Origin of the sequence: Duganella sp. CF517, assembly GCF_900110275.1 — a bacterium.
In the GTDB taxonomy this organism is placed as follows: domain Bacteria; phylum Pseudomonadota; class Gammaproteobacteria; order Burkholderiales; family Burkholderiaceae_D; genus Rugamonas.
This window is the reverse complement of record NZ_FODC01000010.1, coordinates 62187-84420: the sequence shown is the minus strand read 5'-3', so window position 1 is coordinate 84420 and position 22234 is coordinate 62187. Positions and strand designations below refer to the sequence as shown.

The 22234-nt window shown below is 62.4% G+C and carries 20 protein-coding genes and 1 pseudogene; 9 read left to right on the top strand and 12 right to left on the bottom strand.

Going from position 1 to position 22234, the window contains the following annotated elements; genetic code table 11:
• Nucleotides 1–4: 4 nt before the first annotated feature.
• Entirely contained in the window at nt 5–712 is a 708-nt protein-coding gene (locus BMX85_RS28400; protein ID WP_090327631.1) for a hypothetical protein, read from the bottom strand.
• A 253-nt stretch (nt 713–965) separates the two neighbouring features.
• On the opposite strand from BMX85_RS28400, the gene tssF reads away from it, so the two are divergent.
• From tssF to BMX85_RS28385, 3 genes are all read left to right on the top strand, one after another.
• The gene (gene tssF, locus BMX85_RS28395; protein WP_090327629.1) at nt 966–2816 is read left to right on the top strand and encodes a type VI secretion system baseplate subunit TssF; all 1851 of its coding nucleotides are present in this window, start codon (nt 966–968) and stop codon (nt 2814–2816) included.
• Nucleotides 2780–3757, top strand: a complete 978-nt coding sequence (gene tssG / locus BMX85_RS28390) for a type VI secretion system baseplate subunit TssG (RefSeq protein ID WP_090327392.1) — start codon at nt 2780–2782, stop codon at nt 3755–3757. Before tssF ends, tssG begins: the two co-directional genes overlap by 37 nt.
• A 98-nt stretch (nt 3758–3855) precedes the next feature.
• Nucleotides 3856–4161 (top strand): NIPSNAP family protein, encoded by a 306-nt coding sequence (locus BMX85_RS28385; RefSeq protein WP_090327388.1) that lies wholly within the window; start codon nt 3856–3858, stop codon nt 4159–4161.
• A 26-nt stretch (nt 4162–4187) separates the two neighbouring features.
• On the opposite strand, the gene BMX85_RS28380 is transcribed toward BMX85_RS28385, so the two are convergent.
• Nucleotides 4188–4595: a hypothetical protein gene (locus BMX85_RS28380; protein ID WP_143068091.1), complete on the bottom strand. Its 408-nt coding sequence runs from the start codon at nt 4593–4595 to the stop codon at nt 4188–4190.
• A 12-nt stretch (nt 4596–4607) separates the two neighbouring features.
• On the opposite strand from BMX85_RS28380, the gene BMX85_RS30285 reads away from it, so the two are divergent.
• From BMX85_RS30285 to BMX85_RS28360, 5 genes are all read left to right on the top strand, one after another.
• On the top strand, nt 4608–4847 hold the full coding sequence (locus tag BMX85_RS30285; protein WP_143068090.1) for a hypothetical protein: 240 nt from the start codon (nt 4608–4610) through the stop codon (nt 4845–4847).
• Between the two features lie 883 nt (nt 4848–5730).
• Nucleotides 5731–7362 carry a sensor domain-containing diguanylate cyclase gene (locus tag BMX85_RS28375; protein WP_090327381.1) on the top strand — a complete coding sequence of 544 codons (1632 nt, stop codon included), beginning with the start codon at nt 5731–5733 and terminating at the stop codon, nt 7360–7362.
• A 62-nt stretch (nt 7363–7424) separates the two neighbouring features.
• Nucleotides 7425–8993 (top strand): helicase HerA-like C-terminal domain-containing protein, encoded by a 1569-nt coding sequence (locus BMX85_RS28370; RefSeq protein ID WP_090327376.1) that lies wholly within the window; start codon nt 7425–7427, stop codon nt 8991–8993.
• 139 nt (nt 8994–9132) lie between these two features.
• A complete protein-coding gene (locus tag BMX85_RS28365) occupies nt 9133–10260 on the top strand; it encodes an acyltransferase family protein (protein ID WP_090327369.1) in 1128 nt (375 codons plus the stop codon).
• A gap of 258 nt (nt 10261–10518) precedes the next feature.
• Entirely contained in the window at nt 10519–13251 is a 2733-nt protein-coding gene (locus BMX85_RS28360; RefSeq protein WP_229210709.1) for a TonB-dependent receptor, read from the top strand.
• Between the two features lie 55 nt (nt 13252–13306).
• On the opposite strand, the gene BMX85_RS28355 is transcribed toward BMX85_RS28360, so the two are convergent.
• From BMX85_RS28355 to BMX85_RS28310, 10 genes and pseudogenes are all read right to left on the bottom strand, one after another.
• Nucleotides 13307–13543, bottom strand: a complete 237-nt coding sequence (locus BMX85_RS28355; RefSeq protein WP_090327360.1) for a hypothetical protein — start codon at nt 13541–13543, stop codon at nt 13307–13309.
• A 350-nt stretch (nt 13544–13893) separates the two neighbouring features.
• The gene (locus BMX85_RS28350) at nt 13894–14823 is read right to left on the bottom strand and encodes a glycosyltransferase family 2 protein (protein WP_090327355.1); all 930 of its coding nucleotides are present in this window, start codon (nt 14821–14823) and stop codon (nt 13894–13896) included.
• Nucleotides 14824–14831: 8 nt separating this feature from the next.
• The gene (locus BMX85_RS28345; protein ID WP_090327352.1) at nt 14832–16295 is read right to left on the bottom strand and encodes a lipopolysaccharide biosynthesis protein; all 1464 of its coding nucleotides are present in this window, start codon (nt 16293–16295) and stop codon (nt 14832–14834) included.
• Between the two features lies 1 nt (nt 16296).
• Entirely contained in the window at nt 16297–16776 is a 480-nt protein-coding gene (locus BMX85_RS28340; RefSeq protein ID WP_229210708.1) for a cupin domain-containing protein, read from the bottom strand.
• Nucleotides 16777–16895: 119 nt separating this feature from the next.
• Complete coding sequence (locus BMX85_RS28335; protein ID WP_229210707.1) at nt 16896–17603, bottom strand: penicillin-insensitive murein endopeptidase; 708 nt, start codon at nt 17601–17603, stop codon at nt 16896–16898.
• 526 nt (nt 17604–18129) lie between these two features.
• A pseudogene (locus BMX85_RS28325) lies at nt 18130–18294 on the bottom strand (zinc-binding dehydrogenase); the annotation flags it as partial.
• A 78-nt stretch (nt 18295–18372) separates the two neighbouring features.
• Nucleotides 18373–18588, bottom strand: a complete 216-nt coding sequence (locus BMX85_RS28320; protein WP_143068089.1) for a hypothetical protein — start codon at nt 18586–18588, stop codon at nt 18373–18375.
• 160 nt (nt 18589–18748) lie between these two features.
• Nucleotides 18749–19177, bottom strand: a complete 429-nt coding sequence (locus tag BMX85_RS30280; RefSeq protein ID WP_143068088.1) for an STY0301 family protein — start codon at nt 19175–19177, stop codon at nt 18749–18751.
• Between the two features lie 3 nt (nt 19178–19180).
• Nucleotides 19181–19597, bottom strand: coding sequence for a BPSL0067 family protein (locus BMX85_RS28315; RefSeq protein ID WP_090327341.1), 417 nt, complete (start codon nt 19595–19597; stop codon nt 19181–19183).
• Nucleotides 19598–19650: 53 nt separating this feature from the next.
• Nucleotides 19651–20142: an Hcp family type VI secretion system effector gene (locus BMX85_RS28310; protein WP_090327626.1), complete on the bottom strand. Its 492-nt coding sequence runs from the start codon at nt 20140–20142 to the stop codon at nt 19651–19653.
• A 667-nt stretch (nt 20143–20809) separates the two neighbouring features.
• Here BMX85_RS28310 and BMX85_RS28305 point away from each other — a divergent pair.
• On the top strand, nt 20810–22042 hold the full coding sequence (locus BMX85_RS28305) for an AAA family ATPase (protein WP_229210706.1): 1233 nt from the start codon (nt 20810–20812) through the stop codon (nt 22040–22042).
• Nucleotides 22043–22234: the final 192 nt, after the last annotated feature.

Sequence of the window (22234 nt, the reverse complement as noted above, 5' to 3'; positions counted from 1 at the left end):
TGCCCTACCAGATCGAGCTGACGCCGAAGGCCGCCAGCGCGCCGCCGACGAAAGCGCCCACTGTAACGCACACCGGCGCGCCCGGCCCGCAGGCCAGGCCGGCCAGCGCGCCGCCGGCCATGCCGCCGGCGACGCCGGCGCCGTTGACGGCGATTTCCTTGCCGGCCGCCGCCACCTTGTTGGTCGAGGTCGTTACGTTATAGATCGACAATCCCAGTGAAACGAAAATCACGCCGCGCCCCACGTACGACAGGCGTGACATCGTTTGCGTGACCGCCGGATTGGACTTGCCGGCCGAGCTGACGATGGACGCGTAGACGATGTTGCGCTGCGACGCGGTCAGCCGGGAGAAGGTCGCGCCGGGGCCGTACATGCGGGTGGTCTGGCGCGCGACCAGTTCGTTGAGCGTATAGCCTTGCGCCTTGATGCGCTGCGCCACGGCGCGGCCGACCGACGTGCTGCGCGAGCGGATGATGGCCATCACGGTGTTGCGGGTTTCCTGGGCTTGCGCGGCCGCCTGGCCCCAGGTGATCTTGCCGGTGAACGCATCGTGGCGCAGCCGGTCCGCCATGAGCTTGATTTCGCGCGCGTAGGCGAGGCGGGCGGAGGCGTCGATGGTCAAATGGGCGCCGGCGTTGGCAAGCTGCGCTTCGAGCGACCGGATCGTTTGCTCAAAGAGTTCCTGGTTCTCATCTTTTGTCGCTGTCGCCATGTCGCTCATCCCTGTCTAGTTATGTGAAAAAAACGGTGAAAAGTAAAGAGGAATTCACAGGTTAGAGCTATCCGGGGCGGACGGATTGTGGCTGCGCAAGCGACTGCGTTAAGTGTTGCGCGACTAGCGACATGGCGCTTTGTTATTGCTGCATGTCAATAAGCTTATCCGCAGCAATGCGACTATCGACAGCCTGTGCGGTTCGACCATCGCCATCACGGCTGGCGCCGCACGGCTTGTCACGGATGCCACGATGGATAAACTGCTGCCGTATGTCGAACGCGAACTGGGCCTGCTGCGGCAGGGCGGCGCCGAATTTGCCGGGCGTTATCCCAAGCTGGCCGGCAGCCTGAAGGCGGACATTGCGGACTTTGCGGACGGTGGGGGCGGCGCCGATCCGCATGTCGAGCGGTTGATCCAGGGTTCGGCCGTCCTCAACGCGCGCGTCGGCAAACTGCTCGACGACGGCTACGCCGGCTTCGCCGAAGCGCTGCTCGGCATGCTGTATCCGCACTATTTGCGGCCGGTGCCGGCCTGCTCGATCGCACACATCGACCATGGCGGCCGGACTGGCGGCGGCGTGACCCGGGTGCCGCGCGGCACGGCGATGACGGCGCTCGGACCGGCGAAGGTGGCTTGCCGTTTCCGCACCGTCTACGACGTCGCCGTCGCGCCGGTGGCGATCAGCGCCGCGTGGTTCGAGCCGCACATCGCGGCGCCGCCGGGCTTGCCCCTGCCCGGCGAGGCCGACGCGGCGGTTTGCATCACGCTCGACAGCCTGGACGGCGCGCTTGGCCCGGCATTGGACGGGCTGTCGACGCTGAGGGTGTTCATCGACGGCGAACCGTCGCTGCGCGCCGCCCTGCGCGACACCTTGTTCATGCGCGCGGCCGGCGCCTGCGTGGAGGCGGGCGGCCAATGGCGCGTGCTGTCCGCGCCGCCCATCGCGCCGGTCGGCTTCGGCGACGGCGAGGCGCTGTTGCCGGCGGCCGCGTCCGAGCACGGCGGCTACCGCTTGCTTGGCGAGTACTTCGCCTTTGCGGAAAAGTTCGACTTCTTCGACATCGACCTGGACGCCGTGCTGGCGGACGTGCCGGCCGGCTGCGTGCGGCTGACCTTGCGGCTGGCGCTGGCCGGCTGCCGGCCGGACATGCCCGCCGCCCGCATCCTGCGCGCGCTGGTGGCGGACAATCTGGTGCTCGGCTGCACCCCCATCGTCAACCTGTACGCGCAGCCGGCGACGCCGATCCGCATCACCCACGCGCGCAGTAGCTATCCGCTGATGCCCGACCAACTGCCCGGCGGCGGCAGCGAGATCTACAGCGTCGACTCGGTGCACCTGGTGCGGCCAGCGGCGGACGGCGACGATGTGACCGAGTTCTTTCCGTACTACTCGCTGCGCCACGGCGGCGCGGCCAGCCGCAAGGGCCGCTACTGGCTGGCCAGCCGCGACGAGGCGCTGGCCGCCGCCGGCGCCGGCCATGATGTTTCGCTGACGCTGGTCGATCACGACTTTTCGCCGTGGCGCAACGAGCGCGCCACGGCGTCGGTGCGCCTGACCTGCACCAATCGCGACTTGCCGCATTACATGGAATACGGACGGCCCCGGGGCGACCTGGCCACGCAGGCGGCCGTCGGCGGCCTGCCGATCCGCGTGCTGCGCCGGCCGACCACCTCGTACCGGTTGAGCGCGAACGGCAACGTCCAGTGGGGATTGATCAGCCATCTGGCGCTCAACCACCGCGCGCTGACGCGGCAAGGCTTGCCGGCGCTGACGGCAATGCTGCGGCTGTATGCGCGGCGCGACAACGCCGTCTCGCAGCGGCAGATCGATGGCGTCAGCGGCCTGTCGCACCGGCCCGCGACCAAGCTGGTGCGGCAAGCGCGGGGCAGCGCCTACTTGCGCGGCACCGAGGTGACGGTCGCGCTGGACGAGGAGGCGTTCGCGGGCACCGGGTTGCATCTGTTCGCGCAACTGCTCGACCATCTGTTTGGTTTGCACGTTCATCTGAACAGCTACACCCAGCTGGTGGTCGTCTCCAGCATCAATGGAAAGGAGTTGCTGCGATGTCTGCCCCGCAACGGCACGTTGAGCCTGGCCTGATCGGCGAACTGCTGGCCGAACCCCATCGCTTCGAGTTCTTCCAGGCGGTGCGGCTGCTCGCGCTCGCGCAGCGGGAAGCGGGCGGCGCCGGCGTGCGCTTCCGCAACCGTTTGTCGCTGGGTTTTCCGCCCAGCCAGATCGACAGCGTCGGCAGCGACGCCCAGGGCATCCGCCTCACGCCCGCGTTCATGGGCTTGCTGGGCGGCCAGGGCAGCCTGCCGCTGCATTATTCGGAGCGCATCAACCGCCATGAAAAAAGCCACAGCGACGGCGGGCCGAGGGCGTTTCTCGACATGTTCTCGCACCGCGCGCTGGACATGTTTTACGCGGCCTGGGCCCGGCACCGGCCGGAGTGCATGGTCACGCCGCACGGCGACGACGCGTTCCTGCGCATGCTGACGTCGCTGTCGGGCGCGCCTTCGGCAGTGGACGGCGACGCCATCGACCGCGAGACGCTGGCGGCCTACGCGATGCAGATCCGCGCCCGGGCGGTGTCCGCCCCGCTGATGGCCGGCGTGTACGCGGAATACTTCGAGGTGCCGTTCGCGGTGGAGCAACTGGTGGGGGAGTGGCAAGACCTGCCGGACGGCGACCAGGCACGGTTGGGCATGGCAAATGTCGATCTGGGCGGCGGCGTGCTGCTGGGCCAACGGCTGTATCGTTGCGACGCCCGCGTGCGGTTGCGGATCGGCCCGCTGGATCGCGAGGGCTACGACCGCTTCCTGCCCGGCAACGGCGGCGCGCTGCGGTTGGCGGCGCTGCTGGCGCTGCATTGCGGGGTGGACATGTGCTACGAAGTGCATCTGATCCAGCGTGCGCAGGATGTGCGTGGCTTCAGCCTAGACCTGGCCAACGGCGCGCGGCTGGGCGTGGATAGCTGCCTCTACAGCCAGCCTCCCGGACGGGACCGGGAGGACTTGATGTATCTGCTGCGGACCTGAGAGGCCGCTGCGGGCCAGTGCGAGTCGACCTATAGAAAAGTTTGCCGACTGCTTTTTCTATACTATAGTTAGCCATCCATACTCATTTACATACTTCAATGGTCACCTGCTATCTGCGTTACATCATCGATCCCTACAAGCTCGCCGAATTTGAGCACTACGGCAAAATCTGGATACCGCTGGTCGAGAAGTTCGGCGGCCGGCATCATGGATATTTTCTGCCGTCGGAAGGCACCAACAATGTCGCGCTGGCGATGTTTACGTTTCCATCGCTCGCCGCCTATGAAGAGTACCGCGCCAAATCGCAGCATGACGCCGAGTGCCAGGCCGCTTTCAAGTACGCGGAGGAAACCCGCTGCATCGTCAGCTACGAGCGCAGCTTCTTCCGGCCGGTCTTCCAGTGAAGCTTGGCAAATTTGGCTCGCTTCGCCTAATTCGGGGTAATCGTCGGGGAACTGTTCAGTTTGAATTGGCGATGGAAGCTGAACGGCCGACGAACCCCATGCGGATCGGACATGATGGGAAACCTTAACGGTTTGTGGTCAGATATTTTCAAGCCCCACACGACGTCGCCGAAGAACACGAATCGAACGGTGTCTGGAGGCACGATATCCAGCAACGAAAAAGTCCCTGTCGAGTATAGGCCGTACATACTTGCTTGATCTAGCGCCGGCAAGCTCCTATCCAATAGATAGATGTGTAAGGTGTCTTCGTACAAAACGGCGTCACTGACGAAGACAAGTATCAGCCCTTTCCAGCGCAGCGCCGCTTCCAGAATCGCACCATCCAGTGTTTTGCCGGTTGGCCTGCCATCGAGGACTATTTCGCTCTTTGGCATCTCATCGCTCAGATGAGAGCCAACCATTGCAATGAAAACTCGGACGGTGGCAATATCTTCATGGTGGCATCACCAGAAAAGTCGCACGCCGAAGGCCGCTACTGCGCCACCGACAAACGCGCCGATCGTTACGCAAACTGGCGCGGCGGGGCCGCAGGCCAATCCGGCCAAGGCGCCACCCGCGAGACCGCCGCTAATGCTGGCACCTGTGGACGCGAGTTCTTGGCCGGCGCTGGCAAGTTTATTGTTTGACATCGCGACATTGTAAGCGGAGATGCCGACCGATATGACGAGCAGCCCGCGTCCCGCAAAAGAGAGTCGTGCGATTGCCGTACTTACCTTTTGATTCGATCTTCCAGCGGACGCTACGATAGACGCATAGACTGCGTCGACTTGCGCCCATGTACCAGTGCGGTGTGGCCAGCGACCAAATGATTCAGCGATGTGCCCCGTATCTTCAGCTTTCGCGCCATTGCCCGACCGACCGCAGTGCTTCTCGACCTGAAAACTTCCAGAATCAAGTTCGCGTCTCGTTAGCTTCCTTCGCTGCCTCACCCCATGAAATCTTTCCTGACATCGCTCGGTCTCTCAGCGCATTTGACATCGTCTCTATTTCCTTGGAATAGGCTATTCGCGTAGCGGAATCGATTGAACGTTGGGGTCAAGTCTGACATTCGGACACGGCCTGAGCGAAAGGTACATGCGTGACTGTGAACGTTGGGGTCAAGTCTGACATTCGGACACGGCCTGAGCAAAAGGTACATGCGTGACAGCTGTGACCGTGTTCGAATGACAGACTTGACCCCCGTTGTCCAGCTGTGACCGTGTCCGAATGACAGACTTGACCCCCGCGGTCGACCCCCGCAGTCGGAGGAAACCCGATGGATCGTCAGCTACGAGCGCAGCTTCTTCCGCCCGGTGTTCGGGTGACTGTCGCAAACCGGGCCGGTCACCGTTGCCGCGTGCCGATTGTGGTTGATGTGCAACTTAATTACTTTGTGGAACTTATAAAAATGGGATAGACTCGCACGATTGACGTCGGAGCCCCATTCCTGCCCGCGTCCTTCCCCTGGCCCCGACCGTGCCGGACACTCGTAGCCTCGCTCGTTGCGCGCGTGGTGTGGCACAGACCGACATGAAACCAGTGGCCCGCATCATCCAGAGTTTTAATTTCAAGATAGCCATGCTGGTGACGGCGATGGTGATGCTGGCCGCGCTCGGCGCCGGCGGCGTGTCGCTGCTGATCGCCGAGACCGAAATGCGCGAGGGTGTCGCCAGACAGCAACTGTCGCTGCTGAGCAGCGCGGCCGGCCACATCGACAACGATCTCAAGGGCAAAAAGCTGTTGCTGTTCTCGCTGATGGAGGAGATGCGCGAACGTGGCACCGCGCCGGGGCAGGTGCAGCGCTTGCTCGAGTCGCGCGAGGGCCTGCGCGGCGAGTTCTTCAACGTGACCGCGTTCGACGTCCAGGGCGATCTCATCGCCAGCCTGAACAGCCGCAATGCGCGCCGCATCAACGTCGCGGGACGGCAGTATTTCAAGGATACGCTGGCCGCGCGCGAGGGCGTGGTCTCGGCGCCGTTCGTCAGCGCGCTGTCGGGCAAGCCGGTGATCGCCATCACCCAGCCGGTCGAGGACGAGCAGGGCAACGTCATCATGGTGCTGCTGGGCGCCATCGACCTGCTGCGCCCGTCTTTCTCGGATTATCTCGACTCGCTGCACCGCGGCCAGGGCTATCTGTTCATCGTCGGCGCCGACGGCACCATCATCCACCATCCCGACAAGACCCGCGTGCTGACCCCGCTGGACCCGGACGGCGCGCTGGGCCAGGCCGTGCTGCACCGTCCCGAGGGTTGGCGCGACGACGTGCTCGACGACGACACGCCGGTGCTGGTGGCGCACACGCTGCTGCGCAAAGTCGATTGGACCATCGCCGCCGTCTATCCGATCCGCAACGCCTTCGCGCCGATGGCGGCGGTGCGCGGGCGGGCGCTGGCGGCGGCGTCGATGATCACCGCGCTGGCCGCGTTCTTCGGCTGGGTCTTGACCAAGGCCCTGATGCAACCGCTGGCGCACTTGCGCAACCAAGTTGAGTCGATCAATTCCGGCGTCGCCGATATCGATGTGTTCGCCAGCGAGCGTCGCGACGAGTTCGGCACGCTGAGCCGCGCGCTGCACCTGCTGTCGCGCCAGCGCCAGGAGGCGCAGGACGCGATGCAGCGCCTGGCCAGCACCGACCCGCTCACCGGCGCCAACAACCGGCGCATGTTCGACCAGTTGCTGCCGGCGGCGATCGCGCGCGCCGGGCGCGTCGACAGCTATGTGGGCCTGGCCTTCCTGGACATCGATAAATTCAAGCAGATCAACGACACCTATGGCCACGGCGTCGGCGACGCCGTCCTGGTCGAGTTCGCCCGCCGGCTGAACGGCGCGGTGCGCCGCGGCGACACCGTGGCGCGGCTGGCCGGCGACGAGTTCGTCATCGTGTTCGAGCAGCTCGGCTGCGCGGCGGAGGGCGCGCCGCTCGGCGACAAGATCGTCGAGGCGATGGCCGCGCCCTTCCATTTCGGCGACGTCGGCGGCCCGGGCCTGCGCGTGACCACCAGCGTCGGCATCGCCATCAGCAACGATCCGAGCGCCACGCCGGAGGGCTTGATGCACGCGGCCGACCGGGCGCTGTACAGCGTCAAAAGCGCCGGGCGCAACGGCTACGCGATCAACGTCCACCACGACGCGCGCGTGGTGGCGCTGCGCCGCACGGGCTAAGGCCAGCCGCGGGCATAGTTGCGGTATGATGGTTTTTTCCTATCATCCCGCCGCAGACGACCATGCCGACTCCCCTCACCATCGCCAAGAACGACACCATCTCGCTGGACATGCTGTCCAACCTGGTCAACCGCCACGGCTGCATCACCGGCGCCACCGGCACCGGCAAGACCGTGACGTTGCAAAAGATCGCGCAGTCGCTGTCCGAGATCGGCGTGCCGGTGTTCATGGCCGACGTCAAGGGCGACCTGTCCGGCATCGCCAAGGCCGGCGCGCCGAGCGAGAAGATGGGCGCGCGCCTGGCCGCGCTCAAACTCGAGGCGCCGCAGTGGGCCGGCTGCCCGGTCACCTTCTGGGACGTGTTCGGCGAAAAAGGCCATCCGGTGCGCGCCACCGTGTCCGACCTCGGCCCGCTGCTGCTGGCGCGCATGCTCAACCTGAACGATACCCAGGAGGGCGTGCTGCAACTGGTGTTCCGCATCGCCGACGACAACGGCTTGCTGCTGCTCGATAGCAAGGACCTGCGCGCGATGCTGCAGCACGTCGGCGACAACGCGGCCGACTTCAAAACCAGTTACGGCAACATCAGCGCGGCCAGCATCGGCGCCATCCAGCGCGGCCTGATCGCCATCGAGGAGCAGGGCGGCGACCAGTTCTTCGGCGAGCCGATGCTCAACATCGACGACCTGCTGCAGACCGACGCGCGCGGCAAGGGCGTGATCAACATCCTCAGCGCCGACAAGCTGATGAACGCGCCGCGCCTGTACGCGGTGTTCCTGCTGTGGATGCTGTCCGAGCTGTTCGAGAACCTGCCCGAAGTGGGCGACCTCGACAAGCCGAAGCTGGTGTTCTTCTTCGACGAGGCGCACCTGCTGTTCACCGACGCGCCCAAGGCCCTGCTGCAAAAGATAGAGCAGGTGGTGCGCCTGATCCGCTCCAAGGGCGTGGGCGTGTTCTTCGTGACGCAAAATCCGATCGACATTCCGGACACGGTGCTGGGCCAGCTCGGCAACCGCGTCCAGCACGCGCTGCGCGCCTACACGCCGCGCGACCAGAAGGCGGTCAAGGCCGCCGCCGAGACGTTCCGCCCGAATCCGGCGCTGGACGTGTCGCAGGTGATCACCGAACTGGGCGTGGGCGAGGCGCTGGTGTCCTTCCTCGACGAGAAGGGCGCGCCGCGCATGGTGGAGCGCGTCTTCATCCTGCCGCCGGCCAGCCAGCTCGGCCCGCTCGACGCGGCCGAGCGCAAGGCGGCGATCGACGGTTCCATCGTGGCGGGCGTCTACGAGCAGACGATCGACCGTGAGTCGGCCTATGAAAAGCTGAACGGCCGGGTGGCGGCCGGCGCCCGCTCGGCGCAGGACGCTCCCGGCGCGGTGGCCGGACGCGCAACATCGCCGGGGACGCCGCAAACGGACCAGACATCAGGGCAACCTTCAGCGCAACCCCGGCAGCAGGAGCCCGCCGGCGGCTCGATGTTCGGCGATGTGCTGGGCGGTTTGTTCGGCAATGGCGGCAAGCGCGACACGGCGGTGCAGGCGATGGTCAAGTCGGCCGTGCGCAGCATCGGCTCCCAGGTCGGCCGGGAAATCATCCGTGGCGTGCTCGGTTCGATCATGAAGAAACGTTAACTTCCTCACCTAACTCGGCACTGCGCGCGCCACCGATGTGCCAGCCTCAGCTATGATAGCGACCGGTCTACAACATTGACAGCAATTCAATTGCTTTTCAACATGTTGTTGAATGGTTTTAGCATGGCAAGGAATGGCAATGACGTTAGCGGTAAAAGGAGCGAGCGGGGCGGAGCAACGTCCGCCATCGCAATTCGGCTTGATCAATCTGTTGAAGGCGGGCGCGGCGCAGCTGATCGTGCTGCATCATCTCGCCTTCTACGGACCGATGGCCGATCACGTGCGGCCCCTGCTGCCGGAATTGATCGGCTGGCTCGGCGACAGCGCGCGCATCGCGGTGCAGGCCTTCCTCGTCATCGGTGGTTTTTTGGCCGCCAAATCCCTGGCGCCGACCGGCCACGCCGGCCTGGCCGACCCGATCGGCGCGATCTGGCGCCGCTACGCCAAGCTGGCGCCGCCGTTCATGGTCGCGACCTTGCTGGCCGCCGCCGCGTCCATGCTGGCAGGCAAGTTGATGGCGCACGATTCGATCTCGGAACCCGCCACCTTCAGCCAGCTTGCCGCGCACGCGCTGTTGTTGCACGGCGTGCTGGGTTATCCGTCGTTGTCGGCGGGCGCCTGGTACGTGGCCATCGATTTTCAACTGTACGCGCTGATGGCGCTGTTGCTGTGGTTCGGCGGCCGCCTCGCCGCCGGACGCCGCCCGGCGTGGCTGATGCCCGGCATGGTTGCGCTGGCCGTCACGCTGTCGCTGGTGTACTTCAATCTGGATGCCGACTGGGATAACTGGGCGCCATACTTCTTCGGCAGCTATGGCCTGGGACTGATGGCCTGGTGGGCCGGCGATCCGCGCCGCAAGCCGGGCGCCGCGGCGCTGCTGGTGGGCATGGCGTTCTTGCCGGTGATTTTCGCCCAGGCGCTCGATTTTCGCAGCCGCATCGCGCTGGCGATGGCGGTCGCCTGCGTGCTGGTGCTGTTTGGTCGCGCCAAAACAACATCCACCGGTCAGGGGTGGTCGCTCGTCAATGGTTTGGCGCGGATATCGTATTCCGTGTTTCTGATACATTTTCCGGTATGCCTGCTGGTCAACGCGGCGTTCACCCGTTTCGTACCGCCCGAGCCGGAATTGCAGGCGTTCGGCATGCTTGTGGCGTGGGCCGCCAGCCTTGCCGCCGGCGCCGTTTTCTTCCGGTGCGTAGAGGCGCCGCTGGCCCGCCTGGTACAACGTGTCGTCGGCCAGGCCGTCATGCGCCCATCTTCCGCCTAAGCGCCGGCAACTGCCGCAGCGGTTACAAAAGCCAATCGATCAACGGTTGGCTTTTCTCATTTGTGCTTCAGGACAGAAACTCAACATTGTTAGTTATATGATTTTGGAATATGAATTTGCAAATAAATGATAGATTGACACTCTTGAGGCGGGCGTAATATGAAAGTCATGCAGCCATGGCAATACAAAAAAAGGACTGCAATAACAACACAGGAGACAACAATGACAACGCCTCAGACCCGTATGCGGAAGACTGTATTGGCCGCCCTCATCGCCGAAATGGTGATTTCCTTCAGCGCCTCCGCGCAAACGGCCGATCAGCCGGCGATCGATCCTTCCGCGACAGTCGTCGTCAGCGGTATCCGCGCTTCCCTCAGTTCCTCGCTCAACACCAAACGCATGCAGGACGGCGTGGTCGACGCCGTTTCGGCCGAGGACGCCGGCAAATTCCCCGACACCAATATCGCCGAGTCCTTGCAGCGCGTCACCGGCGTGCAGATCCAGCGCAATGGCGGGGAGGGGCGTTACATTTCCGTGCGTGGCCTCGGGCCTGAGTTCAACAACGTGCTGGTCAACGGCCGCACCATGACCAGCGACACCGGCGGCCGCGAGTTCTCGTTCGACATGCTGTCGTCCGACCTGATTTCCAAGGTGCTGGTGTACAAGACGTCGCAGGCGTTCCTGCCCGAGGGCGGCATCGGCTCGACCGTGGATATCCAGACCGCGCGTCCGCTGTCGGGCAAGGTGGGGCATTCGACGGTGTTCAACGCGTCGAGCTCCTACGACGACAATTCGAAGAAGTACACGCCCAACGCCAGCGGCATGTATTCGTTCGCCAACGAGGCGCGCACCTTCGGCGTGGCCGGCTCGGTGTCGTACACCGACCGCGCGTCCAAGCAGAACAAGGCCGTCAACGACGCCTGGAACTACCGCGACGTGGCGATGATCAACGGCGACCTCAATTCGCGCGGCCTGACGATGGCCGACGTCACCACCCGCAAGCTGTATATGCCGCAGAGCTACGGCTTCCAGCAGGAGGAGGAAAGCCGCAAGCGCCTGGTCGGTAACCTGGCGGTGCAATACAATCCGTCGCCGACGTGGAAGCTCAGCGCCGACGCGCTGTTTTCCCGTCTGGACCAGAAAAACGCGGTGGTCGCCGTCAGCGACTGGAACAATCCGACCCAGCTCGGCGTGAAGTACGACAAGAACGACCAGGTGACCAGTTTTTTGCGTCCCGGCTCGACCTTCTACGCCAACAATCCGGAGATCGCCGGCGCCGGCAAGCTGCTCGGTGAGGCGAACTCGAACGACATGATCGTCAAGGGCGGCGACCGCCTGTCGATCACCCGCGCCTTCGGCCTCAATTCGAAATGGAAGATCGCTGACGAATGGCGCCTGGAGGGCGATGTGTCGACGTCGCGCTCGACGTCGGCCTCGCCGGACATGTGGGTGGTGGCCGGCATGGTGCCGAAGAACGGCGACGTGCTCAGTTTTAACGGCACGCCCAGCATCACCTTCGGCGACGGCCTGGCCGACCCGACGGCGGTGCGCGCGCACGCCGTCTCCAACGGCCAGGTCAACCTGCACGACAAGTTGAAGGAAGGGCGCATGAACCTGTCGTGGGACCACGATATCGGCTTCTTCAAGGGCGCCGATACCGGTGTCGGCTATTCGCAGCGCGAGGTCGGCCGCCTCACCTACAGCAGCGATTCGTGGAACGCCTTCAGCGGCTACCACGTGGGCCTGCCGGCCAGCCTGTTCACGGTGACGCCGCTGGAAAACTTCCTCGGCGGCGGCGCCCAGGTGCCGTCGGCCTACCTGCGCTTCGACCCGCACGCCTACATCAATTACCTGAACCAGCCGTCCTTGCTGCCGCAGTCGAACGACCCGGCGCTGTACGCCGACAAGAGCAAGTATCCGAACGGTCCGATGGCGATCGACTACACCAAGCCGTCGTCGTGGGGCGTGGAGGAGAAGGTCAAGAGCCTGTTCCTCGACACGCGCTGGGAGGGCAGCGGCTGGTCGGCCAACGCCGGCATGCGCATGGTGCGCGTCGACTCGAGCTCGACCGGCACCAGCCGCGTGCTGCTGTCGGCGGTCAAGAGCCCGAACGACACGACCTTTATTTCGCAGTGGGGACCGTACCAGGTCATCACCGTCGACAACAGCTACAACAGCTACCTGCCGTCGGCCAATCTGAAGATCGACCTGACCAAGGACATGCTGCTGCGCTTTGCCGCCTCCAAGACCGAGACCCGGCCGACGTTGAGCCAGATGAGCGTGGACAATTGGTACGGCGGCCGCTTCGGCGACGTCCAGACCGGCGGCGGCAACCCTTACCTGAAGCCGATGCAGTCGAAGAACTTCGACGTGTCGTACGAGTGGTATCTGTCGAAGACCAACTATGTCAGCACCGCCGTGTTCATGAAGAAGGTGTCGGACTTCCTGGAGACGACCTTGCAGGACATGCGCATACCGCAGTTCGACGAAGTCGTGCACGATTCGCGCGTGCGCAACGGCCAGAAGGGCAAGATCAAGGGCATCGAGATCGCCGGCCAATACGCCTTCGACGACTCGATCATGCCTTGGCTGCAGGGCTTCGGCGTGGCCGCCAACTACACCTACGTGGACGCCAGCGCCGAGCGCGCGGGCGGCGCGCCGGCCTGTGGTTATCCGGGCCTGTCGCCGCAGTCGTACAACGGCTCGCTGTTTTTCGAGAACACCCAGTTCTCGGCGCGGGTGAGCTACAACTGGCGTAACCACTTCTCGGTCGATTGCGGCGGCGGCAGCACCATGCCGCGCAACCGCGCGGCGTACGGCCAGACCGATGCGAGCTTGCGCTACAACATCACGCCGAAGATCGCGCTGTATCTTGATGCGATCAATTTGAACAACGCGAGAATGCGCGAGTACGCCAACAATGAGAGCCAGTTCCTGACCCTGGAAGACGTCGGCCGCCGCGTGAACGTCGGCGTGCGGATGGCATTCTAAGTCTGCCGGAAACAGGCCGGCCGGGTCGCGCAACGCATGCGGGACCCGGCCGCTTTTATTTCACGCCGGGGAAGTCCAAATTGCCGCCCCGGATCACACGACGACGCTCTTTGCGCACCAGCGCCAGGTTGTCGACGTGGAAGATTTCTTCGTGCAGCATATGGTCCCGCTCCCACACGCAAAAAACTGTGGTGACCGCAACGTACGGGTCTTCATCCGCCGAGCCGATGACAAGCATTTCCAGCCTCTCGCCTTTTTCTGTGACCAAATCACCCGATGCGATGCCTGTCATGCCGCCTCCTGTCTAAGTTGGAAATTATAGCTGAGTCAAAAGGACGTGCTTGAGAGAAATTCAATCGGGACGGGGCCATCCGCGTAGGTCTTCGGCAGCAGCGGATGGGCCAGCGTGACACTGCGGCCGGCGCTCGCTTCACCAGGCGAATTTCCTTGGCGAAATAGCGCGCCGTCAGCGCGTTTAGCGACCCGTCGTGCTTGATCAACGCCAGGCCCGCCCCGAGCCGCTGCGCCAGCCGCCGCGCGTTGGCGCTGACGTGGTACACCACCGGCAAAGGGAACACCGCTCCCGGTATGTGCGATGCGTTCCCGGGCGCGCGGCGTCTCGGATGCAAGTAACAGCCAAGGTCACGCAAAGGTTTGCAGCAGCCAGCGCAATGTGCTCGGACGGACTTCGAAGATCAGCGATTGGGCCAGGTTGGCGCGTTGCTCGAGCTTGGTGACGTTGGGGCACGCGGCGACGCGGATCAGGAAGCCGGCCAGCATGCTGCGGTAGCGCTTGTTTTCGGCGGCGGTGAACAAATGCGATTGGCGGAAGTAATTTTCCTGATGGAAGGCGAGCGACTCGCGCGCGAGCAGGGCTTCGTTGGTCGTCAGCGCCTGGTCGTGATGGCGGTAGCGCGCCACGGTGCGGTCGAGGAAGCCGATCCGCGCCGTCTCCGCGAAGCGGTACCACATCGAGATGTCGTCGAGGATGCGGTAGCGCACGTCGAAGCGCTGGCCGACGATCACGTCGCGCCGGCAGATGATGGTCTGCGTGCTCATGCCGGTCTGCAGGCCGGCCATGCAGCCCCAGAAGTTGCGGCAGCGGTACAGGCGGTCGCCCAGCGGCTCCAGGTAGTCGCGCGCCTTCGCGGTGAAGCCCTGGTGCGCGAGGTAGCCGCGCTGGCCGCGCAGCGCCTCGCCGAACGGCTCGAAGTCGGCGAACACGATGTCGAGGTCGGGATGGTGCTCGAAGATGCGCGTGGCGTGCTCCAGTTTGTCCGGCAGCATGACGTCGTCCTGGTCGCAGAAGGAAATGTAGCGGCCCCGCGCCAGCGACAGTCCGACATTCTTCGGCAGCGCGGGCGCGCCGGAATTGACCGCCGTCGACACCACGCGCACGCGGGCGTCGCGCGCGGCATAGCCGGCCGCGATGGCCGCCGACGCGTCGGTCGCGCAATCGTCGACGATGATCAGTTCGAGGTCCGCGCAGGTCTGCCGCAGGATGCTGTCGATCGCCTCGGCCAGATAAGCCTGGCCGTTGTAGGCGGGCATGATGATGGAATGCTGTGGCATATCGTTTCCTAGCGCCGTGCCGGTTTCGGCAACAGGCGGCGCAGCAGCGGGCGCGCCATCGCCATCAAGTCCGGCTTGATCTCGTGGTTGAGCAAGATGATGCCCGCGACCCAGCAGGCCAGCGCGGCCGAACCGGCGAGCGCGAGCACGAGCACCGGGCCGGCGTCGTCGAGGCCGGGCGACAGCATCAGCAGCGCCGGGCCGGCCACGCTGAGCGCGGCCAGGCCGGCCGAGCGCAGCACGCCGCGGCCCAGTTCCACGACGCGCATGCCGGTCAGCGCCGCCAGGCTGCGGTACAACAATGCCGAACGCAGCAGCGACGTCGCGGTGATGCTCCAGGCCACCGCCTCGAGCCCGAACGGTGCCGCCGCGACGATGGCGGCGATGCGCATCGACACGCCGATCGCCTCCAGCTGCGCGCGCAGCCGTACCCGTCCCATGGCGACGAACAGGTCGCGCGCCATGCTGAACAGGCAGAACGTGGCGCTCGAGACGCACATGATGCGCACCAGCGGCGCGCTGGCGTCCCACTGGTGTCCGTACAGCAGGCGCGTCAGCGGCGTGGCCAGCACGGCCAGCACGGCGAAGAACGGCCACGCCAGTCCCGCCATGTAGGCGACGGTGCGCAGGTACAGGCGCTTGACGTCGTGGCCGTCGCGCACGTTGGCGGCGAACAGCGGCAGGATCACCGGCGTGACCGCGCGCGTGATGAGCATGTTGAAGATATTCAGCGTGGCCTGCGCCTTGCCGAACAGGCCCACCGACTCGACATCGATGAGCTTGCCGATGATAATGTCCGGCGCCGCGACACCGCATTCGTCGATCACGTTCGAGCCGGTCGCGTAGGCGCCGAAGTGCAGCAGCTTGCGCATGCCGGTAAAGCCGGGCAGCCACGGCATCCCGGCCGGCCGGAACGGCAGGCTCACCAGCACCGTCGCCAGGCTGCCGGCGACCGCAGCCCACGCCAGGCTGAGGTAGCCGAAGCCCAGTCCGATCAGTGCGAGGCAGGCCAGCAGATTGGTGAGCGCGTTGGCGACGTTGATGCAGTACAGCGCTTGGAAGCGTAGTTGCCGGCGCAGCACGGGCAGCGTGATCGAACCGAACGGTATCAGCAGGACGTTGAGCGCCAGCACGCGCAGGACTTCGCCGACGCCGGGCTCGGCGTAGAAGGCCGCGACCGCATCGGCGGCCAGCGCGAGCAGGGCGGCCATGCTCCAGGAGATCAGCATCGTCAGCGTGTAGGCCGCGCGCAGGCGCTCCGTGTTGAGGTCCTTTTCCTGGACCAGGTATTGTCCGACGCCGAAATCGCGCACCATCTGCGTGATGCCGACGACCACGGCGCCGATCGAGAAGATGCCGATTTGGGCTGGTGTCAGCAGGCGCGCGATGATCATGCCGCCGGCCGTGCCGATCACCAGCACGGTGTACTTCTCGGCGAATGACATCAACAGGGAACTTTTTATCGCGTTCATTTCAGGTTGTCCGCAATGAACGCGGCGGCAGTATGGGGGCGCTCTCGCATCTTATGCGGGTTTGCGCCCCGGCCTTTTGACCTGGAACGAACTTTGGCATCGGCCCGCGTGGTTGCGGGCCGACGCGGCGGTTTGCTCGCCGGTACGGCGGCTTAGTGGCGCAAGACGATGGTGAGCAGCGCCACCGAGTCGGCCAACGCGCGGACCGCGTGGGGGCGCCGCCTTCCAGGTACAACAGCTGATTCGGCTTGAGCGCGGTGGGGACGCCGCGCGTGGTGACGGCGATTTCGCCGGACACGCACAGCAGGGTTATCTCGCCTTTGACATGATGTTCCGGCATTTCTTTGCCGGCGGGCAGCACCAACCTGATCAATTCGATCTGCTCCGTCTTCGTCAACGCTATCGAGGAAAAGGTGGAACTATCCTCGCCCGCGTGGGTCAATGCAATCGGTTCTCCAGGTTTCGCATGCTCAAGGGCCATGATGCCTCCAGGTTGATTGGTGTGTTTCCATGTTAGCACCGCTTGCGATGCGCGGCAGGCAACAGGACGCGGGTGCGCGGCGTGGCGCGACCCGATGCCGGCCTGCAAGGCGTGCCGATTCAGTTCGACGCTGTTCCATGCTCGCCGAGCGGGCGGCACGGCAGTGAAAACTCCACATGATAATGCTCGTCATGTTTGATCCACGGCGTTGCCTTCATGAAGGGCATCGAGGCCCGCAGCGCGTTGCCGCGTTTTGTCTGGAAGAGTAATTCCGTCAACTCTTTTTGGAAAATCACAGTTCTGATCTTCACCTGGCGTTTCTTCGCCGCTCCCGCAAGCTGGTAGAGATGCTCCGCCATGGCTTCAAAATCGATGCGCAGATCGTCCAGCGACCCGCTCGCATCGAACTCCAGCGCGTAGCCGAACTTGTTCTGCATGCTCGTCGGCAGCAGCACCGACTTGTGCGCGCGGTCGATGACGGGCACCATGAAGTCCACCGAGACGCCGGATTGGTGGGTGCGGTGCGGCTTGAACGGGCCGCCGGTCGCCAGGCCGGTCTCGCCATACATGAAGCGCTTTTCGGGCATGCTGACGCGCGTGGCCTCGTAGGCCTCGACAACAATATCGCGCGCGGTCTGGTGCACGTAGGTTCTCCCCAGCGTCACGCCCAGCGTACTATAAGGAACATAGTTTTGTCCCTGGGCGGGGAGCGGCACCCCGCCGTGCAGGCGCCCCCGCGCCGGCGTGCCGTAGCATGTGCTGCCGCTGGCGCTGGCCGTCGCCAGTGTGAGCGCAAGCGGGAGCGCGACCCGCAAGATTCGATTCATTTTTCCTCGCAGATTTCCGTTGGCGTCGTTGCTGGGCGATTGTACGTCGGCGACGCCGCGCCGTGCCAGGGCAATCGGAGGCATTGATCGAGGTCAAGCGTCGTCATGCCGGTGCCGAACCGTTGTCGGCCGACGGCATCGGGTGCCTATTTGCCGTTGAGTGCGCGTCCGCCGTCGACCATGATCTCGGCGCCCACCGTCCATTTGGACTCGTCGGAGGCGAAGTACAGCACGGCTTTTGCCACCTCTTACGGTGTGCCCATGCGGCCGATTGGAATCTTGGCGATGATTTGCTTGCCGATCTCGTCACGGTAGGCTGCCGGGACGCCGAGTTTGTCATACAGCGGCGTGGTGTTTCAATCCCTTGCGCGGGCAGGTGACCGCCGTACCCCTCCGCGCGCGCGAGCAAAGGAGCGACCTCGGCAAATGCTCGCTTGAAGGTATCCACGGATTCAAGGCTGACCGGGAGCAGGCGATCGCGTAAATCATGGCGCACCTTTGACGTCGATTACGATTTTTCCCCGAAGACCGTTGTTCCGAGTTGCGCTGGCGCGTCGGCACTGCGCGCCAGGGTGTTGCCGCCGGTAGTGTCGAACACGATATCGACACCGCGTCCCCCGGTCTCACGCATGACGGCGTCGATATAATCTTCTTTTTCGTAGTCGATGAGCGCATCGGCTCCCAAGCCGCGTCAGATCCAGATCGGAGAATATTCCCGTCGCGTAGATGAAGTACATCCTGGCTGAATCCACGACGTTCAAATCTGCGTCTAAAGATAGATGCTCAGGGTTTCTTCAAAAAGAACGTCATCGGTCAAGAAAAGCAAAACGTACTCGTGCCACTTGAGGGCTGTACGTAGCACCGCGCCGCCGATGACCTTACCGGTCGGTAGGCCTGCGACGATAATTTGGCTCTGTGGCGCCGAGTCGGAAGTTTGCGGCGCGATCACGCGGATCGCGTAGTCGGGAGCGGGGAGCAATTTCACGAAAACCTACCAGATATGACCTGTACCAAATGCGGTAAGCGCACCGCCTGCAAACGCCGTTATGGTAACGCAGATTGGCGTGGTCTGGCCGGATGCTAACCCCGCTCGTCGGCCACTTGATTTCGCCCTGCGGCTTTTCGTAATGACCGCGAGATTTATGTCACCAAACGCACGTCACTTCTGGATGGTTGACGCCTTGTTTGCCTCTGTTGGCAACGACCGTGCATGCTGAAGTGGCGTCAGCTATGCGCTTGGAGAGAATTACCTCGCCGCGTTCTCCGTAGCGGCAAGCGATCCATTTTCCTCCTTCGATCACTCCTTTCAGTTCGTTCCAAACGTCGCGTGTCGCTGTCGAGCTGCTGGGTTTGAGAAAACCCTTCTCCGACGGCGGGCCGAACATGGGCTCGGCGGAACTGAGACGCAACCCCGTTCGTGCAAACGGTGTCCAACCGGCGGGTGGGTTCTCGATCGCTAAAGATGTTTGTGGAATTTCGGTCGGACATTCAATCACGTGCGTTGTGCCGGCTGACGCGGTGAGCGTCGCCGCAGCACCGAGTGCCACTACAAATCGTATTCGACTGCGCATCATGTTTCACCTCATCTCAATGACGCTGTAGGCGTCTGCATTATTGCTGGCGTTCGGCCAAGCGCCGTTCGCTCGCTGCGTAAGGCCTCTCGATGATATGAAACGGGAGGATATCGTTGGTTTCTTGTTTTGATCAGCAGGGCGGTCATCTTTCCATTGGTCCATCACCCAGAATCCGTTGATGCCATGCCGGATAAAAAGCGCGGCGTGGTTGCCGGTGCTGTTGCTAGGGTAGTGGCCGTTGACGAACGTGGCGATGGCGGTGCCTGGCTGGATATCCTTATTATCCAGGACTGCCGCCCCGGCTTTCCAACCCCTGTGGTTTGGCGCGCCGGCATAGAACTGGACTAGAGCAACACATTGCGTGGTGCCGACCTTCTCCTTACCCTCGAGGTCTGAAACTTTCGTGTAGATGTATGCCATGTATGTAACCTCTGTGCTGGAATGCAGTTGGTTCGGGGGCAGCGGAGATCGCTTCACGCGATGCGATTGTTGGCAAGGTTCCAGCTACCGGCAGTGTTGCCAGCGATGCCGCCGGATACTCGTTGCTGGATGTATTGCCAACTCACTTTGGAGAACTTCAATCCGACGTGCTCGGTTAGGATTTCTCCTTCGCTTATGTCCGCAGTCACGTGACATACCAGAACGTTCTCAAGATTGATTTCAAAATATTTGATCCGTTCGCCCAGCCCATCGGCACGCATGAACTCCAGTCGGGCCTTGGCAATAGTCTTGCCCGTTGAGCAGCTTTGCATCAGGATGGGCGAAGAGCGGTCGGCAAGCTTGAGAAAGTTGATTTCTGAGTGCTGACATCGCTCGGCGGTATGACCGCCGCCGGTGGAGGCAGTGCTGCTTTTCGGCTGCGCAAGGCCCCAATGCACCTCGATGCATTCAATCCAGTTGCGATGATTGTCGTCGAGCGATTCGCCGCTGATGCCGTCTATCTGCAGATACACATCAATTGCCATAATTTCCTCTAGGTAATGATTGGCATGAAGGCTCATTGTTGTCCGGCAATCGAAAGGTTTCTTTGCGAAGCGTCAAAAAAATGTGAAGGATCATTTGGAGACACGGAGTTCAAATCCGTGGCTCTGAGCGCAGCTAAAGGTGCCCTGTGCGAATGCGCGTGGGCCTGCGTGGCACATTGCCTGCTGAACGAAAATCGGAATCGGAGCTCCCCTTGTCTGGTCTATCTCCGGTCGTGTTGGGTGTGGCTCTGGCGCTCCCTACCAAAGCGGGCGGCACATTTTGGGCGGGGCCGCAAGGTGTCGTCATGGGGGGCGACCGGAAATTTTCTTGACGTTATCCTTTTTGCATGTACACTTGCCTGGAAATATCTGTCCGGCTAGAGACCTTGCTAATATGCCATCCAAAATCACGATAAATAATTTGCGCCATATTTCTTGCTTGGAGTTCACCATTCCGAGGCAAGGTGTTTGGCTCCTCACTGGCAGCAACGGAACAGGAAAGACCTCTCTCTTGGGGTGTCTAAGGCGTATCGGTTTTAAGAACGCCTTCCCTTCGCATTTCCCTGCGTCGCGGATGTCCGACCAAGTAGATTCTTGTGAGGGCGCATCCATACAATATGAAACTCCGGGCGGCTTGGTGACGTACACCTATAGGACAGAGAGATGGGTGCCGCTACCTAAAGCGAACAGTAACGTTCTTGAGACTCTTAATTACCCATCGGTGGTTTATATCGCGGCTAATGCCGATCGTATTGAGCCCAATAAAGACGATTTTTCTCCGAGGAAGGTTCGAGCTGCCCGGCACGATATTATTACAGCGGCCAATCAGATATTTTGTACTGATAAATTTGATGCCTTAAAGACTATTAATGTCCGTAAGGGTGTGGGTAATTCAGCATTCCTAATTGAGTTGCCCAGTGTAGGCAAACAGAAAAAGAGCTATTTCTCTGAAAAGAATTTGAGTTTAGGTGAGCTTTGCATTCTGAAGCTGCTTAAGATGCTCGCGGACTGTCCGCGTGGTTCATTGGTACTGATTGATGAACTTGAATTAGCATTGCATCCTACTGCCCAGACGGAGTTGTTGAAATATTTGGAGCAAATTGCGGGCGAAAAGAACTTGACCGTAATTGTCTCGACGCACTCTGCTACCTTGATTAAACAGGCAGCGAGGAGGCAGATATTGTTTCTACAAGCGAGTGAAGATGGAAAGGTATTTTGTGCCGAAAACTGCTTCCCTTCGTTCGTTTTAGGCGCGCTCGCCTATCGAGAAGAGGCGGCGTCTGATGTGGTTATTTACGTTGAAGATGAAGCTGCGCGAATTGTGGTTGAGCAACTTTCACGAAGATTTATCGGTGATCAGTTCCGGGATGCTGCCACGGTGCCTAGCGTAAATGCGATACCTGTCGGTGGTTTCGTGAATGTTATTCGGTTCTTTGTGCGACAGAAGCCGCTGTTGCCTTCCGTCACCAGAGCGTATGTGATGCTGGATGCGGACGCCGAGCCCTTATTGGACAACGCGCAAGTTGAGGATATCGTCAGGATTTATCGCAACGAGCGCGCGTCCATCTCGTTTCTGCCCTTTACGCTGGAGGTTGGGCTAGTACGATTTTTAGTGGATCACCGTGTCGCCACACTGACCAAATTGCGTCAGCACTTCATGTTAAATACGCTTTCCCTGCGGGCCGTAGATTTGGCGCAAGCACCAGCACCTGGCGTGGCGAATGAGCGAGATTTATGCAAAGCGGTTGTCGACAGCATTTGTACGTTGCTTGCCGATCAGTTGCCCAATACGTCCGAATCCGAAGTGCGGGGTACGTTGTTCAAACTGCTAGCTGAGCACATATTCGCGACAGAACGGCCGCAAGTGATGAGGTTGTTTGGGCCGGTGATCCGAGGCTAAGTCGGAACATGTTCGCGGGAATTATTGCACATGAGGTCGAAAGATGATGCTATAGTAATACTGCTCCACGTAAAGACGTGGAGGTGTGTTACAAGTTGTCAATTCCGCCCGGCAGCGTGATCGCCAGGACGATTGATAGCAGAGCGATGACAGGATTCCGCAAGGATACCTCCAGTAGCATGTGAACATTGT

What these genes read in the sequence shown, in the direction of transcription:
- BMX85_RS28400 (WP_090327631.1), bottom strand. Translation starts at nt 712, where the DNA reads ATGGCGACAGCGACAAAAGATGAGAACCAGGAACTCTTTGAGCAAACG.
- tssF (WP_090327629.1), top strand. Translation starts at nt 966, where the DNA reads ATGGATAAACTGCTGCCGTATGTCGAACGCGAACTGGGCCTGCTGCGG.
- tssG (WP_090327392.1), top strand. Translation starts at nt 2,780, where the DNA reads ATGTCTGCCCCGCAACGGCACGTTGAGCCTGGCCTGATCGGCGAACTG.
- BMX85_RS28385 (WP_090327388.1), top strand. Translation starts at nt 3,856, where the DNA reads ATGGTCACCTGCTATCTGCGTTACATCATCGATCCCTACAAGCTCGCC.
- BMX85_RS28380 (WP_143068091.1), bottom strand. Translation starts at nt 4,595, where the DNA reads ATGCCAAAGAGCGAAATAGTCCTCGATGGCAGGCCAACCGGCAAAACA.
- BMX85_RS30285 (WP_143068090.1), top strand. Translation starts at nt 4,608, where the DNA reads ATGAGAGCCAACCATTGCAATGAAAACTCGGACGGTGGCAATATCTTC.
- BMX85_RS28375 (WP_090327381.1), top strand. Translation starts at nt 5,731, where the DNA reads ATGAAACCAGTGGCCCGCATCATCCAGAGTTTTAATTTCAAGATAGCC.
- BMX85_RS28370 (WP_090327376.1), top strand. Translation starts at nt 7,425, where the DNA reads ATGCCGACTCCCCTCACCATCGCCAAGAACGACACCATCTCGCTGGAC.
- BMX85_RS28365 (WP_090327369.1), top strand. Translation starts at nt 9,133, where the DNA reads ATGACGTTAGCGGTAAAAGGAGCGAGCGGGGCGGAGCAACGTCCGCCA.
- BMX85_RS28355 (WP_090327360.1), bottom strand. Translation starts at nt 13,543, where the DNA reads ATGACAGGCATCGCATCGGGTGATTTGGTCACAGAAAAAGGCGAGAGG.
- BMX85_RS28350 (WP_090327355.1), bottom strand. Translation starts at nt 14,823, where the DNA reads ATGCCACAGCATTCCATCATCATGCCCGCCTACAACGGCCAGGCTTAT.
- BMX85_RS28345 (WP_090327352.1), bottom strand. Translation starts at nt 16,295, where the DNA reads ATGAACGCGATAAAAAGTTCCCTGTTGATGTCATTCGCCGAGAAGTAC.
- BMX85_RS28340 (WP_229210708.1), bottom strand. Translation starts at nt 16,776, where the DNA reads ATGGCCCTTGAGCATGCGAAACCTGGAGAACCGATTGCATTGACCCAC.
- BMX85_RS28335 (WP_229210707.1), bottom strand. Translation starts at nt 17,603, where the DNA reads ATGAATCGAATCTTGCGGGTCGCGCTCCCGCTTGCGCTCACACTGGCG.
- BMX85_RS30280 (WP_143068088.1), bottom strand. Translation starts at nt 19,177, where the DNA reads ATGATGCGCAGTCGAATACGATTTGTAGTGGCACTCGGTGCTGCGGCG.
- BMX85_RS28315 (WP_090327341.1), bottom strand. Translation starts at nt 19,597, where the DNA reads ATGGCATACATCTACACGAAAGTTTCAGACCTCGAGGGTAAGGAGAAG.
- BMX85_RS28310 (WP_090327626.1), bottom strand. Translation starts at nt 20,142, where the DNA reads ATGGCAATTGATGTGTATCTGCAGATAGACGGCATCAGCGGCGAATCG.